The organism is Sorangium sp. So ce327 (assembly GCF_051530205.1).
In the GTDB taxonomy this organism is placed as follows: domain Bacteria; phylum Myxococcota_A; class Polyangia; order Polyangiales; family Polyangiaceae; genus Sorangium; species Sorangium cellulosum_B.
The window spans coordinates 6207035-6221662 of sequence record NZ_CP150330.1 but is presented as its reverse complement, the minus strand read 5'-3'; the positions used below and the strand labels follow the sequence as shown (position 1 = coordinate 6221662).

General features: G+C 71.5%; 7 protein-coding genes and 1 pseudogene. 3 read left to right on the top strand and 5 right to left on the bottom strand.

Annotated features, from left to right (window positions below):
- Positions 1-514: 514 nt before the first annotated feature.
- A complete protein-coding gene (locus WME95_RS23260) occupies positions 515-1588 on the bottom strand; it encodes an alpha/beta hydrolase (protein WP_437910635.1) in 1074 nt (357 codons plus the stop codon).
- 665 nt (positions 1589-2253) lie between these two features.
- Positions 2254-4866 (bottom strand): rifamycin-inactivating phosphotransferase, encoded by a 2613-nt coding sequence (gene rph / locus WME95_RS23255; protein WP_437910634.1) that lies wholly within the window; start codon positions 4864-4866, stop codon positions 2254-2256.
- Positions 4867-5076: 210 nt separating this feature from the next.
- On the opposite strand from rph, the gene WME95_RS23250 reads away from it, so the two are divergent.
- From WME95_RS23250 to WME95_RS23240, 3 genes are all read left to right on the top strand, one after another.
- The gene (locus WME95_RS23250) at positions 5077-9210 is read left to right on the top strand and encodes a serine/threonine-protein kinase (RefSeq protein WP_437910633.1); all 4134 of its coding nucleotides are present in this window, start codon (positions 5077-5079) and stop codon (positions 9208-9210) included.
- A 231-nt stretch (positions 9211-9441) separates the two neighbouring features.
- A complete protein-coding gene (locus tag WME95_RS23245; RefSeq protein ID WP_437910632.1) occupies positions 9442-10791 on the top strand; it encodes a hypothetical protein in 1350 nt (449 codons plus the stop codon).
- 253 nt (positions 10792-11044) lie between these two features.
- Complete coding sequence (locus WME95_RS23240) at positions 11045-12430, top strand: serine/threonine-protein kinase (protein ID WP_437910631.1); 1386 nt, start codon at positions 11045-11047, stop codon at positions 12428-12430.
- A gap of 55 nt (positions 12431-12485) precedes the next feature.
- On the opposite strand, the gene WME95_RS23235 is transcribed toward WME95_RS23240, so the two are convergent.
- From WME95_RS23235 to WME95_RS23225, 3 genes and pseudogenes are all read right to left on the bottom strand, one after another.
- Positions 12486-13283, bottom strand: coding sequence for a hypothetical protein (locus tag WME95_RS23235; RefSeq protein ID WP_437910630.1), 798 nt, complete (start codon positions 13281-13283; stop codon positions 12486-12488).
- Positions 13284-13530: 247 nt separating this feature from the next.
- Positions 13531-14196 carry a dihydrofolate reductase family protein gene (locus tag WME95_RS23230; protein WP_437910629.1) on the bottom strand — a complete coding sequence of 222 codons (666 nt, stop codon included), beginning with the start codon at positions 14194-14196 and terminating at the stop codon, positions 13531-13533.
- A gap of 144 nt (positions 14197-14340) precedes the next feature.
- A pseudogene (locus tag WME95_RS23225) lies at positions 14341-14478 on the bottom strand (hypothetical protein); the annotation flags it as partial.
- Between the last annotated feature and the right edge of the window lie 150 nt (positions 14479-14628).

Sequence of the window (14628 nt, the reverse complement as noted above, 5' to 3'; positions counted from 1 at the left end):
GAGGACGCCATAAGACGCCATGAGGCGCCACAAGACGCCATGAAAATATTATAAGTATCTTGGCGTCTTGTGGCGCCTCATGGCGTCTTGTGGCGTCCTTTCAGTTCGAACTTCTGCGCTTTTCAGGCAGTTTCAACCGTTTGTCGCTCCAGCGATGCCCCCGCGAGGCGTGCGCCCGCTGGCTCACTGGTCGCGGCTTCGAGCATCTCGAGCCCGGTGAGGTCGCTCAGCCTCCGGTTTCCGGTGACCCACAGGGCCTTGAGGACGTGATTGTCGGGGTTGAGACCGGTAAGGCTCAGGAGATCGGCGTTGTCGGAGACGGAGCGCTCCTCGTCGATCTTGACGTTCTCGAGGCCCTCGAGGTTCGTTACGGGAGCTCGCGCTGACCCGCGCGCAGGACGGCGCGCACGGCGTCGGTCGTGTCCAAGGACGCATTGAGGAGCCGCGGCGGATCCTTCGGTTTGCTCAAGGCATCCTCGTCCCAGCCGTGGCGCGCCGCCTGACGTTCCTCGGGTTATTTCCAGTTCTTGCGCTGGGGATTCTCCCAAGGCGCCTTGCACAACACGCAATTATCGCCGAAGAAATGGTCCCGCGCGCCCATGTCGTTGTAGATCCAGTAGCGCATCCATGCGACGATCGCGGGCCGCTCTTCGCCGCCGCCGTCGCTCTCGATGTATGCATGAGGCGCGCCCGTCAGCGTTGCCAGGAATGTGGGCACTTCGGACATGTCGTAGGTGGCCTGCTGGAGGGGCATGCCGACAGTATCCCGGGTGCCAGTCGTCTGCAGCATCGTGCCGTGGAGGTCGGCCGAGGCCCTGTGGCCGTGGATCGAGACGACAGTGGCCACCGCCTCGTGACCGCCGAGTTGCACGGCCGAGGTGCCGCCGACCGAGAAGCCCATCGAGACCGCGTGATCGACGTAGAGCTTGCCCTGATATTTGCCTGGCGCGTCGTTCTGCTCCAGGATCCAGTTGAGACCATCCTCCATCTTCTTGAGATTGCCTGCGTCGCCGGGGCCGCCGCTGAGGACGGGGCACCCGACGACCACGAAACCGTGAGAAGCAAAGTTCGTCAGCATGTTCGTGTGCACCGCCACCTGCTGGCCGATGCCGGGGCCGAAAACGATCGGAGCGTGCAAGAAGCCGTCCACACCCAAGGGTTCGGGCCTGAACACCGTATAGGCTCCGTTCGGCCCCACGTTCCGCTCCACGGTCGTCGCGAACGGACCCTTGGCAGAGTAATCCGTGATGGGTGGGAGCGCCGAACCACCGGCTCCGCCGGCTCCAGCGCCGCCGTCACCTGCTCCGCCCGCGCCTGCTCCGCCCGCGCCTGCTCCGCCCGCGCCTGCTCCGCCCGCGCCTGCTCCGCCCATTCCACTGGCGCTGGTGTCGGCACCGCTACTGGCCGCGCCACCCGACCCAGCGGTTCCGCCGGTCGACGCCCCGCTGGTGGTGGCTGACACGCTGGAGCTGCCCGCACCGGCAGCTTGTGCCGCGCCGCCGTTGTCTTCGCCGCACGCCAGCAGCGCGACGCTCGAGAGCAAGCAGAAGACATTGAAGCGCCTGACGGCTTTCTTTTTGTTGTACATGAGGCCTCTCTGGTTACGTCACGCCAGCGTCAAGCGCCTGCTTCAGGCCGACGATGACGAAGTTGGCAGACAGGTGGTTGCCAGGCGTTCCGCCTTGGAACCGTTGCAACGCTCCCCTGCATGCTGCTCATCTGGAGCGAGAGCCGACCGTCAGGGTCAACGCGCATGAAGAAGAAGGGCTCGATGCGCATGACGGTCTATGCAGGGTTAAGCGGAAGAAACTCCAGAAAGCCAATGTGAACGTTCACATTGCCGGCGTCAATCAAAAACCGCCGCGCGGCGATCCTCGATGATCCGATGGGTGCGCAGCGGCGACCGGCCTCGTGAGATGCAGCGGCGCTCCGGGCCGTACGGCGGACGTGGCTTCGGTGGGTAGGCTTTCGCGCGCGGCGGCGAGCAGGGACATGCGCTGGGGTGAGTGGACGCGCGGCGGACGCGTTTTGAGAGAATCGACGCGGCCCGGTCACGGCAGCTCGAGGCCGAGGTCCAGGATCGCCGATACCGGCGACCCCTGGAAGGTATCGTGCCGTGCCGCTGCGGCGTCGTTGTAAAAATGGACGTTTTGCACGGTCGGCGCCGCGATCCCGAGCCCGACGGCCCCGAACCGCGGCACCAGGAAGCGGTGCCCAGCGCGGCCCCGTCGAGGAGCGCGAGCGCCGCGGATCTCAGGTCAGGATCTCGACATACCCGTCCGTTCCATGCACGCGGATGCGTTGCCCATCCCGGATCCGCCTTGTCGCGTTGTCCACGCCGACGACCGCCGGCAAGCCGTATTCCCGGGCGATCACCGCGCCATGCGTCATCAGGCCCCCCACCTCGGTCACAAGGCCCTTGATGGACACGAACAAGGGCGTCCAGCTGGGATCGGTGAAGGTGGTGACCAGGATATCCCCCGCCTCCAGCGCCGCGTCGGCCATGTCCAGGAGGACGCGGGCTCGCCCCTCGACGACGCCGGAGGAGACCGCCAGGCCGACGAGGGCTCCGGCGGGGAGATCGGCTCGTTTGTGCGCACCGGCCACGATTTCCCCATCGGACGTGATGACGAGCGGCGGCGACAGCTTCTTGTGGAGCTCGTGTTCGGCCCTCCGCTGGCTGACGATCCGGTCGTCCACCTGATGCGTGCGCACGACCTCGCGGAGCTCGTCGAACGTGAGGTAGTAGATGTCCTTGGCGTCGTGGATCACGCCGGCCTGCACGAGCCGCTCGGCTTCTCGCAGCAAGGCCTGCTTGTAAATGAAGTAGCGATTGACGAGGCCGTACTTCGGATACTCGCGATAGCCGATGAAGCTCCGGAGCCGGTCGATCATCCGCTGGGCCTCGCTCGCCTTCTGCTCTCCGTCCGGCAGCTGCCTCAACCGGCCTTGCAGCGCTCGCGCCCGCCGCAATGCCTCCTGACGCCCCTGCTCGAACCTCCGCTCGCCGGCGCGAGGCTCGAAGTTCTTGATGTTGCTCAGGATCAAGGGGACCAGGGTCGCCGGCTCCTCGCTCCAGCGGGCCCTCGTGATGTCGATCTCCCCCACGCATCGCATCCCGTATTTGTCGAGGTAAGCTTGGATGGCGTCCCGGGCTTCCTTGCCACCATCGAGCGCGGCCAGCTCCTCCAGGAAGCCATCGTGCTTCACGTTCTGCAGATAAGCGACCACGTCCGGATAAGGACGGATCACGTCGGCGACGTCCAGCAACGCCAGGCCCATCTCCGACGTGATGTTGTTCGACACGGACTGGGAGAGCGTATCCGCGACGCTCTTCTCGCCGAGCCACGCCAGCATCTTCTCGTTGATCCACGAGGAAGCGTTCATGCCCGCCATGATCGCGCCCATGCTCCGCGGACCGAACATGGACTTGCTCAGCGCCTGGATGTCCTCCCGGATGAAGTCGAACAGCGCCGTTCCGGTCCTTGTCCTGATGTCGCGCTTCAGCTCCGCGAGCCCGGCCTGGGTGCGCTCGATCAGCTCGGCGACGATCGCCGGGTCGTCCTCGACCTGCGCGTCGAAGCGCCCCGGCGCCTGCTTGCCCTGGCCGGGGCGCGGGGCCGCCGGATCGTCGGGCAACGGCTCGATGAAGTCTCCCCGATCGAGGATCGTCGAGAGGGCGTCCCTGAGGAGCGGATGGGAGCGCCCCAGGAGAGTCAGAAGGGCGTCCCGGCTGGCCGGTGAGGCCAGCTGCTTCGTGGGATCGACGAACAACCTGCCGCCCGCCGCGAGCATGCGGCCACCCGAGGTCAGCTGGAACAAGGACAGCCCCAGGGGCCTCATCGCGTCGGTCATCATCTGTTGATGGCCGACGGAGATGTAGACGTGGTTGCCTCGATCACCGGCTTCGGGGATGGGGTACAGGGTCGTGATCGGCCGGCTCTGGACGATGTGGAATTCCTCCTCGACAAGGCACCACTCGATGTCCTGGGGATGGCCGAAATGCCCTTCGATCTGCCGGCCCAGGCGCTCGAGCCGCACGATCTGCCCGTCGGCCAGCACCTGCCCGTCCTGCCGCTCGGGCTCGATCGCCCGCTCTTCGGTGCCGCCCTCCTCCAGGGCACGCGTGGCCAGCGTCTTTCTGGCGATCGCCTTCTCGATGACCTGGCCGTTCCGCACCTTGTAGCGATCGGCGCTCGCCAGGCCGGCGACAAGGGCCTCCCCCAGGCCGAAGCCAGCCTCGATCGACGACACCTTCCGGTTCGACGTGACGGGATCGGCCGTGAAGACGATCCCGGCGGCCTGCGGGAAGACCATCTTCTGCACCACCACGGCCATGTGGACCTTGCGGTGATCGAAGCCGTGCTGGATCCGGTAGGTCACCGCCCGCTCCGTGAAGAGCGATGCCCAGCACCGGCGGACGTGCTGCAGGATCGCCTGCGTCCCGAGGACGTTCAGGTACGTATCCTGCTGGCCCGCGAAGGAAGCCCCCGGCAGATCCTCCGCCGTCGCGCTGGACCGTACGGCGTAGGCGTCGCCCGCGCCAAGCGTGGAAAGAGCCCGGGTGAGCGCCTCTCGCAAATCCTCGGGGATGACCGTCCCTTCGATGATCCGGCGCAGCTCGGCGCTGAGCTCCCGGATCCCGTCCCGGTCCTCCGCCGCGAGCGACGACAACCGATCGAGCAACCCGCCGATCGACGGCGCTTCTCCCATGATCCGCTGGAAGGCCCCGGTCGTGACGCAGAAGCCGGCGGGCACGCGGATGCCCTCGATCCTGGAGAGCTCTCCCAGGTTCGCGCCCTTCCCCCCGACCACGTTGGCCTTCGTTCGATCGACCTCCTGGAGAGCAAGCACATAGGTCCGCATCCGTTCACCTCCATCAGGGCGTCGGCAGCTCGTTCGCGTCGACGGATCGTCACGCCCCCTTCGTCGAAGGGCGCCACGATAACGCGAACCACGGATGGGCTCTACCGAACGAAACCCCACGATGGCGACCTCTTCAGGTCGGCGGCAGGCATCCATGCTTCCGGTGGCTCGACGCGCGCAGTAGCATCGCTCCGGAGCCAACCCCCGCAGATGCGCTGCACCCTCTGTCACCGCAGGATCGGTGTCGTCACGGGTTGTCCGCTGCACGGCGGCGCGGCCCCGAGCGCCGCGAAGGAAGAGGCCGGGGCGGGGGAGGTCGCGCCCCGGGTCCCAGGGTTCGATGGGCTCCGCCTCCTCGACGAGGGCGGCTTCGCCCGCGTGTTCGCGGCCTCGCGGCGCGAGGACGGCCTCGCGGTGGCGCTCAAGATCGCGCGCCACCGAGGCGATCCGCGGTTCTCGCGCGAGGCGGCGGCGCTCCGCAGGGTCGGTCCGCCGGCGGTGCCGCGGCTGCTCGGCGAGGGCGAGAGCGACGGAGGCTTTCCGTATCTGGTCCTCGAGCTCCTCGAGGGAGAGACGCTGGCGCGATGGATGGAGGCGCTCCCCGGGGCGGGCGCCGCGGCGCCGGTCGAGGCCGCGCGGCTCCTGGACGCGCTCGGCGCCGCCGTGGACAGGGGCCACGCGGCCGGCGTCGTGCACCGGGATCTGAAGCCGGAGAACGTGATGGTGCGGCGGAAGCAGGGGCCGGCGCCGGAGGTCGCGCTCCTCGACTTCGGGCTCGCGCGGCTGGGGGAGGGGAACGGCGCGACGGAGGAGGGGCGCGAGCCCACGCACACGGGGCTCCGGCTCGGCAGCGTGGTGTACATGGCCCCGGAGCAGTGCCTCGACGCGCGCGACATCGACGCGCGCGCGGACCTCTACTCGCTCGGGGTCCTCGCGTTCGAGCTGCTCACCGGGCGGCCGCCGTTCGTGGGAGATGCGTCGGCCGTCGTTCACGCGCACGTCTCCCGGCGCCCACCGCGGCCGTCGGAGATCGCGCCCGTCCCCCGGGGCGCCGACGACGTCCTGCTGCGCGCCCTGGCCAAGGCGCGCGAGGAGCGCTTCGGGTCGGCCCGCGCCTTCTCCGAGGCGCTCAGGGCAGCGCTCGAGGGCGTCATGGCCCCGCTGCCGCCCCAGGAGGCCGGTGAACCGCCCCAGAGGCCCGGTCACCCCCCCCGCCGCGCCGCTCCCGGCAGGCCCGCCCCGCCGCGGCGGGGCCCCGTGGCGCTCCTCGCCGTCCGCAGCGGCGCGCCGGTGGACCAGGTCGTCGGCGTCGCCTCCTCCTTCGGCGGGCGGCTCTCCCGGGTGCAAGACGGGCTCTACGTCATCGCTTTTCCCGGGGCACCGCGCCCGGGCGCCCGCGCCGCCCTCCAGGCGGCCCGCCGGCTCGCCGCCGCGCTGGACGAGGCGACGTCGGCGGTGGTGCACGTCGCTGAGCTCCAGGTGCGCGAGGGCGCCGCCGGGATGGTCTTCGCGGGGCCCGCGCTCTCGCAGCCCAGGAGCTTCTGGCCCCCCGGCGCGCCGGATCCGGTCGCGATCACCCCCGAGGCCGCCGCCCTCCTCCCGGAGGCCGCCCCGCTCGACGAACGCGCCGAAGCAGCCAGCGACGACAGCGCGAGCGCAGGCGTCGCCCCGGCGGCACCCCCGGCCGCCGAGCTTCCGCTCCGCGGGCGAGACGAGCTCGTCGCCGAGATCGCCGCGGACGCGCGCGCCGCGTGGCGCGACAGCGCGCCGCTCCTGCTCACGCTGCTCGGCGACGTCGGCCACGGCAAGACGCGCCTCTGGGAAGCGGTCGCCGCGGCGCTCTCGTCCGAGCCTGGCGCGCAGGCGATCGCCGTCGCGGCGAGGCCGCCCGCCGTCGCGGAGCCGGCAGGGCTCGTCCGCGCGCTGCTCCGCGCCGCCCTCTCCCTCGGCGGCGGCGCGCGCGCCGAGGCGATCCGCGCGGCGTGCGTCGCGCGGCTCGGCCCCGAGCTCGGCCTCGCGTCGTGGCCGGCGGTCGCCTTCGCGCTCGACGCCCTGCCCGAGGCCGAGCCCGCCGTCGCCGCGGTGCTCGCCGCGCCGGGCGCGCTCCGCCAGACGCTGGCCCGGGCCGCCGGCGAGGCGCTCCGGCGCGCGTCCGAGGAGCGCCCGCTCGCGCTGGTCGTCGACGACGCGCAGTGGGGCGATCAGGCCGGCCTCGACGCGATCGAGATCGCGACCCTCTCGGGCGCCCGCGCGCCGCTCGCGATCCTCGTGGCGGCGACCCCGGCGCTGGCCGAGATGCGCCCGCTCCACGGCGAGCGGGCGGCGCGCTCCGTCCAGCGGCGCCTCCCGCCGCTCGACCCGGGCGCCGCACGCGCGGTGCTCCTCGACCGGCTGCGCCCGGTCGAGTTCGTGCCGGATCCGGTCGTCGCGGGCCTGCTCGAGGCGGCGCAGGGGGTCCCGCTCTTCCTGGTCGAGCTCGCGTCCGCGCTCCGGCAGGCGGGCGCGATCCGGCAGGTCCGCGGCGGGCCGGGGTGGTACCTCGCCGGCGACGAGATCGCGCGGGGCGAGGCGGCGCCGGTCATGGACCGCCTCGCGCGGCGCGCGCTCGCGGGCCTGCCGCCGCCGCTCGCCGAGCTCGCGGCGGTGTGCGCCGTGGCGGGCGACGAGCTCGCGATCGACGAGATCGGGAGCCTCCTCGACGAGGCGGCGCGGGAGCGCGCCGTCGGCGCGTGCGGGGACCTGGATCCCGGCGTCGGCCTGTCGCGCCTCGCGCGCCGCGGCCTGCTGCGCGTCGTGGACGGCGTCGACGACGTCGACGCGCGCCGGCTCGCCTTCGCGCACCCGCTCCTCCGCGAGGCGATCGAGGCCGAGGCGCCGCCGGCGCTGCGGCGGCGGCTGCACGGGATCGCGCTCCGGCGCCTGCTCGCGGCGCCCGCGGAGCGAGGCGCCCACCTCGCGCGGATCGCGCGGCACGCGGCGGCGGCGGGCGCGCACGCCGAGGCGGCCGCGGCCTGCTTCGAGCTCGCCGAGGACGCGCGGCGGCGGCACCTCTACGTCGATGCGGAGCGGCACTACTCCGCGGCGCTCGACGCGCTGGCCGCGACCGAGGCTGCGCCCGCGGCGACCGTGCCCGCAGCTGCGCCCGCAGCTGCGCCGGGGAGCGCGATCCGCCGGGTCGCCGTCCTCGCGGGCCGCGGCAAGGTCCGCTACCGGATCCAGCGCTTCGACGACGCGGCCGGCGACCTCCGCGCGGCGCGGGCGCTCGCCGAGGCCGAAGGCGACCTCGCCGCCGTCGCGGATCTGCTCCTCGAAGAGGCCACCGTCCTCGACTGGTGCGACGATTACGCCGGCTCGCAGGCGCTCGTCGGCCGGGCGGTGCCCCTCGTGGTGCGGCTCGGGGACGCCGCGCAGCGGGTGCGCTGCGAGGTCGCGGTGGGGCGCGGGCACTTCCGCCGCCAGGAGCTCGAGGAGGCGATCGCGCGCCTCGCGCCCGCGATCCGGGACGCTGGCGCGCTGGGCGATCACGAGAGCTGCGTCATCGCCCTGCTCCTGCTCGCCCCCGCGCTGGTCTACGCCGGCCGCCTCGACGAGGCGGAGGCGCGGTTCCGCGAGGTCATCGAGCGCTGCGAGCGCGTGGGCGATCGCCTGCACCTCGGCATCGCGCTCATGAACCGCCTGACGCTCCGCCTGGTGCGCGAGGATCCGGAGGGCGCGCAGGGCGACCTGCGGACCGCCGTCGCCCTGGCCCGCGAGCTCGGCAACGCGTACCTGGAGCGCGGCCCGGCCCACAACCTGGCCGAGCTGCTCTACTGGAGCGGCGAGCTCGCCGAGGCGCTGCCCCTCGCCGTCCGCGCCTTCGAGCTCCAGCAGCGGTTCTTCCAGGCGACCCCGGTGCCCGACTACGCGCTGCTCGTCGCGCGGATCCTCGCCGCCCGCGGCGAGCTCGCCGCGGCCGCGCGCCACCTCGACTGGGCGCGGGAGCAGTGCGACCTCGGCGCCGCGCCGCCGGTCACGCGGGTGCTGCTCCGGCTCTGCGCGCAGCTCGCGCAGGGCGGCGGAGGGCAGGGCGGCGGAGGGCAAGGCGGGGGAGGGCAAGGCGAGGCGTGGGAGGCGCTCATCGCCGAGGCGCGGAGCGCGTCGTTGCTCAGCGAGCGCATCGAGATCCTCTGCTTCGCGGCGGCCGACGCGCTCCGCCGGGGCAGGCGCGAGGAGGCCCGCCGGTGGCTCGGCGAGGCGACGCAGAGCTCGTGGGGCGAGCGCTTCTGGAAGGGGCGGCTCGCCCACCTCTCCGCGCAGCTCGATCGGCTCGATCGGCTCGAGCCGCCCGACGACGCGCCTCCGTGAGCGCCGCTCGAGGGCGCCTGGGGTCGCCGGAGCGACAGCTGCCCACCGGCTGTCGCCGCGCAGGCGACAGCGGGCCCCGGCGGAGGCCTGAAGGGCGCGGGATCCGGGCCGGGTGGCGCTGGCGCGACGCGTGCTAATGCGTTCATCGCGGCCCATCGCGTCCCTCTTGCGATGTCTCGCGCGCTGCCGCGCGACGTCGCTCCGTGATCCCTTCTCGTGAAAGGCGCAACGATGAACCTGAGATCCGCTCGCCTCGCCTTCGCTGTCTCCTCCGCCCTGTGCCTCGCGACGAGCGTCGCGTCGGCGCTCGACACGGTCGTGCCCAGCGGCTCGATCCTGACCACCTCGGCGTCTCTCAAGATGATGGTGATCGGCAATCACCTCCGGCTCGAGGTCCTGGCCGGCAACCTGCTCACCACCAACGCGGCCAACCTTCACGAGCTCACCCAGCTGCCGCTCGCGAGCGAGTCGTTCGAGGAGGGCCCGCTGCACCTGGCCCTGCTCGATCCGCACGCGCGCGACGTGATGCAGGTCCTCGTCGAGTGCGCGCTCGCGCCGGATGAGAGCGTCGTCTGGACCACGACCGCTGCCGAGCTCTCGGCCGTCGACGCGGGCGCCACGGTCAGCTCCCCCGAGAGCGACCTCTCGTGGGCGGCGCCGCTCGGCGCGAAGCCGTCGCTCGCGCCCGTGGAGGTCGAGTGGCGGGGCGCCGCCGGGCTCTGCCCGAGCTGGGCTGACGGCGCGCCGTCGCTCGAATGCCAGGAGCTCGTCTCGGCGTGCCTGCTCGCGAGGAACAACGCGCGCGGCGCGCACGTCAACCTCTCGCTCCGCTGGGAGCCGCTCCTCGGGGAGGACTCGCCCGGTCAGCTGGCGAGCTCGCAAGCGATCAACCTGGTCCAGCGCACGTATCCGGTACAGGAGGGCGCGTTCTTCGGCAATCTGCTCGACCCCGCGAAGCTGAACCCCGCCGCCGAGGTGACGCTCGTGAAGACGTTCGAGAAGGGGCTGACGCTGGGTACGACGAAGATCGTCTACCGCGTCGAGCGGCCGTCGCTCGCGGATGTGAAGATCGTCTATCAAGATGCTTTCGCCTGCTCTCCTCCCGATCCGTTGCCGGGCGTCGTGTGGAACAACCAGCGGTTGCTGATGCAGTCGCGCATCTGCGCCATGCCCGGCGACCACGGCTGGGGTTGCGTCGCGCAGCCTGCCGGCTCGTGCGCCGGGGAGCCGGCCTCGAACGAGCCGCCCCCGCCCGTGTGCGACGGCGCGACCGAGATCGGGTCTTACCCCGCCTGCAATGGCGGCGACGCCACGTGGATGCACCCCGTGACGGTGTTCTTGAACGACCCCTGTCAGCTCTACTCGTGCAGCGGGCCGCCGCCGTGGACCGAGCAAGGTCCGTACATCTACCCCCCCGAAGATCCGTTCTGGTTTCCGGCGGGCGGCATGCTGCCCTACAATCGATACGGGTACCCGATCGATGACGTGTGGAACGAGCCGGGGGTGCTCGACCCGCGGGTGCTCGGCGAGCTCGGCGCTCCGGACGCGCTCGGCGGGCAGGGCCCGCTGCCCGACCCGTAGCCGCCGTCCCCTCGGGTGATGGGGCGATCGGGCGGCTGTTCGGCTTGCGATGCGCCCGCCGGGGGGGCGCAGCAGAGCCTCAGGGCCGATGGCGTCAAGCGTCGCCGAGGCCGTCACCGTCCACGTCTTGCTGCATCGGGTTCGGGGCGTACACGACAGTTGTCGTCGTGGTTCGGCAGATGCAGGCCTCGCGTCGTCACGGCGGAGCGGCGCGCTTGCATTCCGGGGTGAGCTCGGGCGATCTCGTCCCACCATGGCGGCGACCACGAGGCCTCACGACCCCACCGGCACCGTCGCCGACGAGGAGCCGGGGGCCGCGGACGACCTCGCCCCCGGCACCCTCGCCGGCGAGTTCCTGGTCGACGAGGCGCGGAGCCGCGGCGGCTTCGCGGTGGTCTACCTCGCCACGCAGCTCGGGACAGGCCGCCCCGCCGCGCTCAAGGTCCTCCGCCGCCGTCTCGCCGCAAGTACCCGGATTCTTGAAAGATTTCAGCAAGAAGCCGCGGCCCTCCGGCGCCTCGCCCACCCGCACATCGTCGAGATCCTCGGCGCCGGGGACCTGCCCGACGGCCGGCCGTACATCGCCATGGAGTGGATCGAGGGCCGGACGCTCCGGCAGGAGCTCCGCGCCCGCGGCGCGCTCTCCGCCGCGGAGGCGCTCGCCGTGATCGAGGAGGTCGGCGCGGCGCTCTCCGCCGCGCACGCGCTCGGGATCGTCCACCGCGACGTCAAGGCGCAGAACATCATGGCGATCCCGCGGGGCGGCTGGTTCACGACGCGCCTCGTCGACTTCGGGATCGCCAAGCTCCTCGAGCCCGAGCGGCTCGGCCGCGGGCCGATCTTCACGCAGAGCAGCGTGCTCGGGACGCCGGGCAGCATGGCGCCCGAGCAGATCGCCGGCCGCCCGGTCGACGCGCGGACCGACGTGTATGCGCTCGGCCTCCTCCTGTACGAGCTGCTCACGGGGCAGCCCGCGTTCCACGCCGACAACCTCGTCGAGCTCGAGGAGCTCCAGCTCTTCGCGCCGCCGCCGCGGGCGGGCGATCTCGTGGCGGTGCCGCCGGCCTTCGACGCCGCGATCGCGCGCTGCCTCGAGAAGTCGCCGGACGCGCGCTACCCGAGCGTCGCCGAGCTGCTCGCGGATCTCCATCTCCGCGCGGCGCCGCTCGCGGCGAGGGACGAGGCGCGCGTCCGCCCGGCGGCGGCGCTGCACGCCAGCGTGCAGATCGAGGGGGAGGGCGAGATCGACGAGGCGGCGTTCGACGACGCCGAGGAGGTCCTCGCGACGGTCCGGCGCGCCGCGGCGGACGCGGGGCTCGTCACGATCGTCGACGGCGGCGGGGTGCTGGTCGGGGCGACGGCGCTCCCGGTCGATCTCGAGGGCAGCCGCGCCGCCCGGGCCCGGCTTGTCGACGTCGTGCGCGGGCTGGAGACGACGATCGCGGCGAGGCCGGGGCCGAGCCCCGCGGTCCAGGTCGTGCTGGTGCTGCACGCCGCGCCCGCGAAAGTCGAGGGCGCGCCGGGCCAGCAGCGGTTCGCGGGCGGCGCGCTCCTGCGCCTCGACGAGTGGACGACGGGGCATTCCCGGGGCGGCCTCGTGATCACGCCCGCGGCGCGCGCGGGGATCGACGAGGGCTAGCTCCCTGGGCCGAGACGGTCGACCTCGGACACCACCCGACCCCGGGAGGGCGACTTCACTTCAAGACGAGCTTCCCTGCCGGCGTGATACACGATCTGTTGGGCTCGGGCGGCGTGTCGCCAGATTCACACTCCGCCGGCACCTTGTAGTCCTTGCCGACCGTCCCCTTCGGGTACCAGCACTCCGCGTCGAGGTAGCGTGTCAGGTAATGGTCCCCGTCGCTCGACGATGCCTCGTTCGTCTTCCAGTCCGTGCCCGTGTAGAGGATGATCGCGCCCTCCCCGCACATCCTCTCGGCCTCCTTGACGAGCTCCGGCTTCCAGATGGGAGCAGGCGTCGTGCCCTTCTCCGGCACCTTGTCGCACGCCGTGAGCTCGCGCGAGCCGTCGTCCTGGGCGCGGAGGTTCACCCGCTCTACCGTATCGAAGTTCAGGGCGCCGCTCACGCTGGTGGTCCAGTCCATGCCGGGGCGCTGCTGTCCGCCTTGCACGCGGAGCGAGGCAAAGCCGCAGCCCTGTTCTCCCGAGTCCTTCTTGCGGAGCGCCGTCAGCATCTCGGCGCATTTCTCACGCGCCTGCTCCACGGACATCTTCCCATCCACGGTGTCGGCCATCCACTGGTTGGCCAGCGCCAGCTTGGTCTTGTCCGCACAGCTCGCGGCCACGACGATCGCGTTGAAATACGCCTCGTTCGTGTCGAGGCTCTTCTTCGACGCGGCGGCCGTGTCGTTGTACCTCTTCGCGAACTCGTCGAGCTGAGCCTTCTCCTCGGGGGCGAGCGACGGGATGAACGCGCCGCAGCCGAGCGGCGCCGCGCACGACAGGAGCAGGATCGCCGTCAATGCCTTTGACATGGTTCCATTCATGGGGCGGTGCGATAGCGTCCAACGGATATGACGTCAACGCGAATGCGCGCCGCGTTCGACGTCGCGCCGGCGCGCGCCTCCGCAGGTCGCGCGCTGCCCTCCTGTGCGGCGGCGCCGCATCTCCGCCCACCTGCGCGGCGATGACCTTCTCGTCGGGCATCATCCCCGCCTCGGACTCCTTCGTTGCCTTGACGAACACGATGACTTTCACGGCGCTCTCCTCCCTGGACTCAAGCTACTTCGTCAGGACGACGTGGGTGGCGTGCTCCGAGGAGGCGTGCTCCGTGCATCGGTAGCCGAGGCTCACCGTATCGATGCCGGCGAGGAGGTGCTCGCCCCGGCCGAGGAGCACGGGGGAGATCACGAGGTGGAGCTCGTCGATGAGCCCCGCGGTGAGGTACTGCCGAACGGTGGCGACGCCGCCGCCGAGCCGGATATCCTTGCCCTGGGCCGCCTCCTTCGCGCGCTCCAGCGCGGCGTGGATACCCTCGGTCACGAAGTGGAAGGTCGTTCCGCCCTCCATGGTGAAGGACTCACGAGCGTGGTGCGTGAGCACGAAGACGGGCACGTGGTAGGGCGGGTTCTTGCCCCACCATCCCTGCCAACCGTCGTCGGGCCAGGGGCCTCGCTGCGGCCCGAACATGTTGCGGCCCATGATCCAGGCGCCGAGGTTCTCGAAGCCGCGCGCGGCGAAGTCGTCGTCGACGCCTGTCCGGCCGACCGTGTCGCCGATCAGCGAGGCAGCGAAGTCGGCGGACATCCTCTGGAACGTCTTCGTGCCGAGGACCCACTTGTGCAGCGCCATCCCTCCGACGCCCATCGGATTGGCCAGATTTTGGCCGGGACCGGCGCCATGGCCGTCGATCGAGATCGAAAACGCGTTTACCCGAAGCCTCGACATGCGCGCAACTCCTTCCGACGCAGGCGTCGCCTGCGACCCGTCTGACGACCGTTCGTCCGAAGTGGCGACGAACGAGCCGGGGCCGGATCGACACGCCGACGAATTTTTTTTCTCTCGCTGGCCGATCGTCACATGAAAGCGCTGTCAATTCAAAGGTTTAGGAGGTTCCGGGCGGGCGGACCGCCCCTGGAGCCGCTTCTCGTGGCGCTCGATTCGTGGCGCTCGGTTCCGATTGTCGCCCCAGCACGCGACGCGGCGGCTCTGGAGCAGGGCACAGGAGAACTGCTACGCTATCGGCAGGTCAGATCCTCTCCGCCGGCACCTGTGGGCTCGCGGGCGGGGCGGTCGCGTCCGGCAGTACGTGGATCCGGATCAAGCGTGACGGCGTCGACGTGGGCAGCAACGACGAGGGCTCTCTCTGCCGCTATGGAT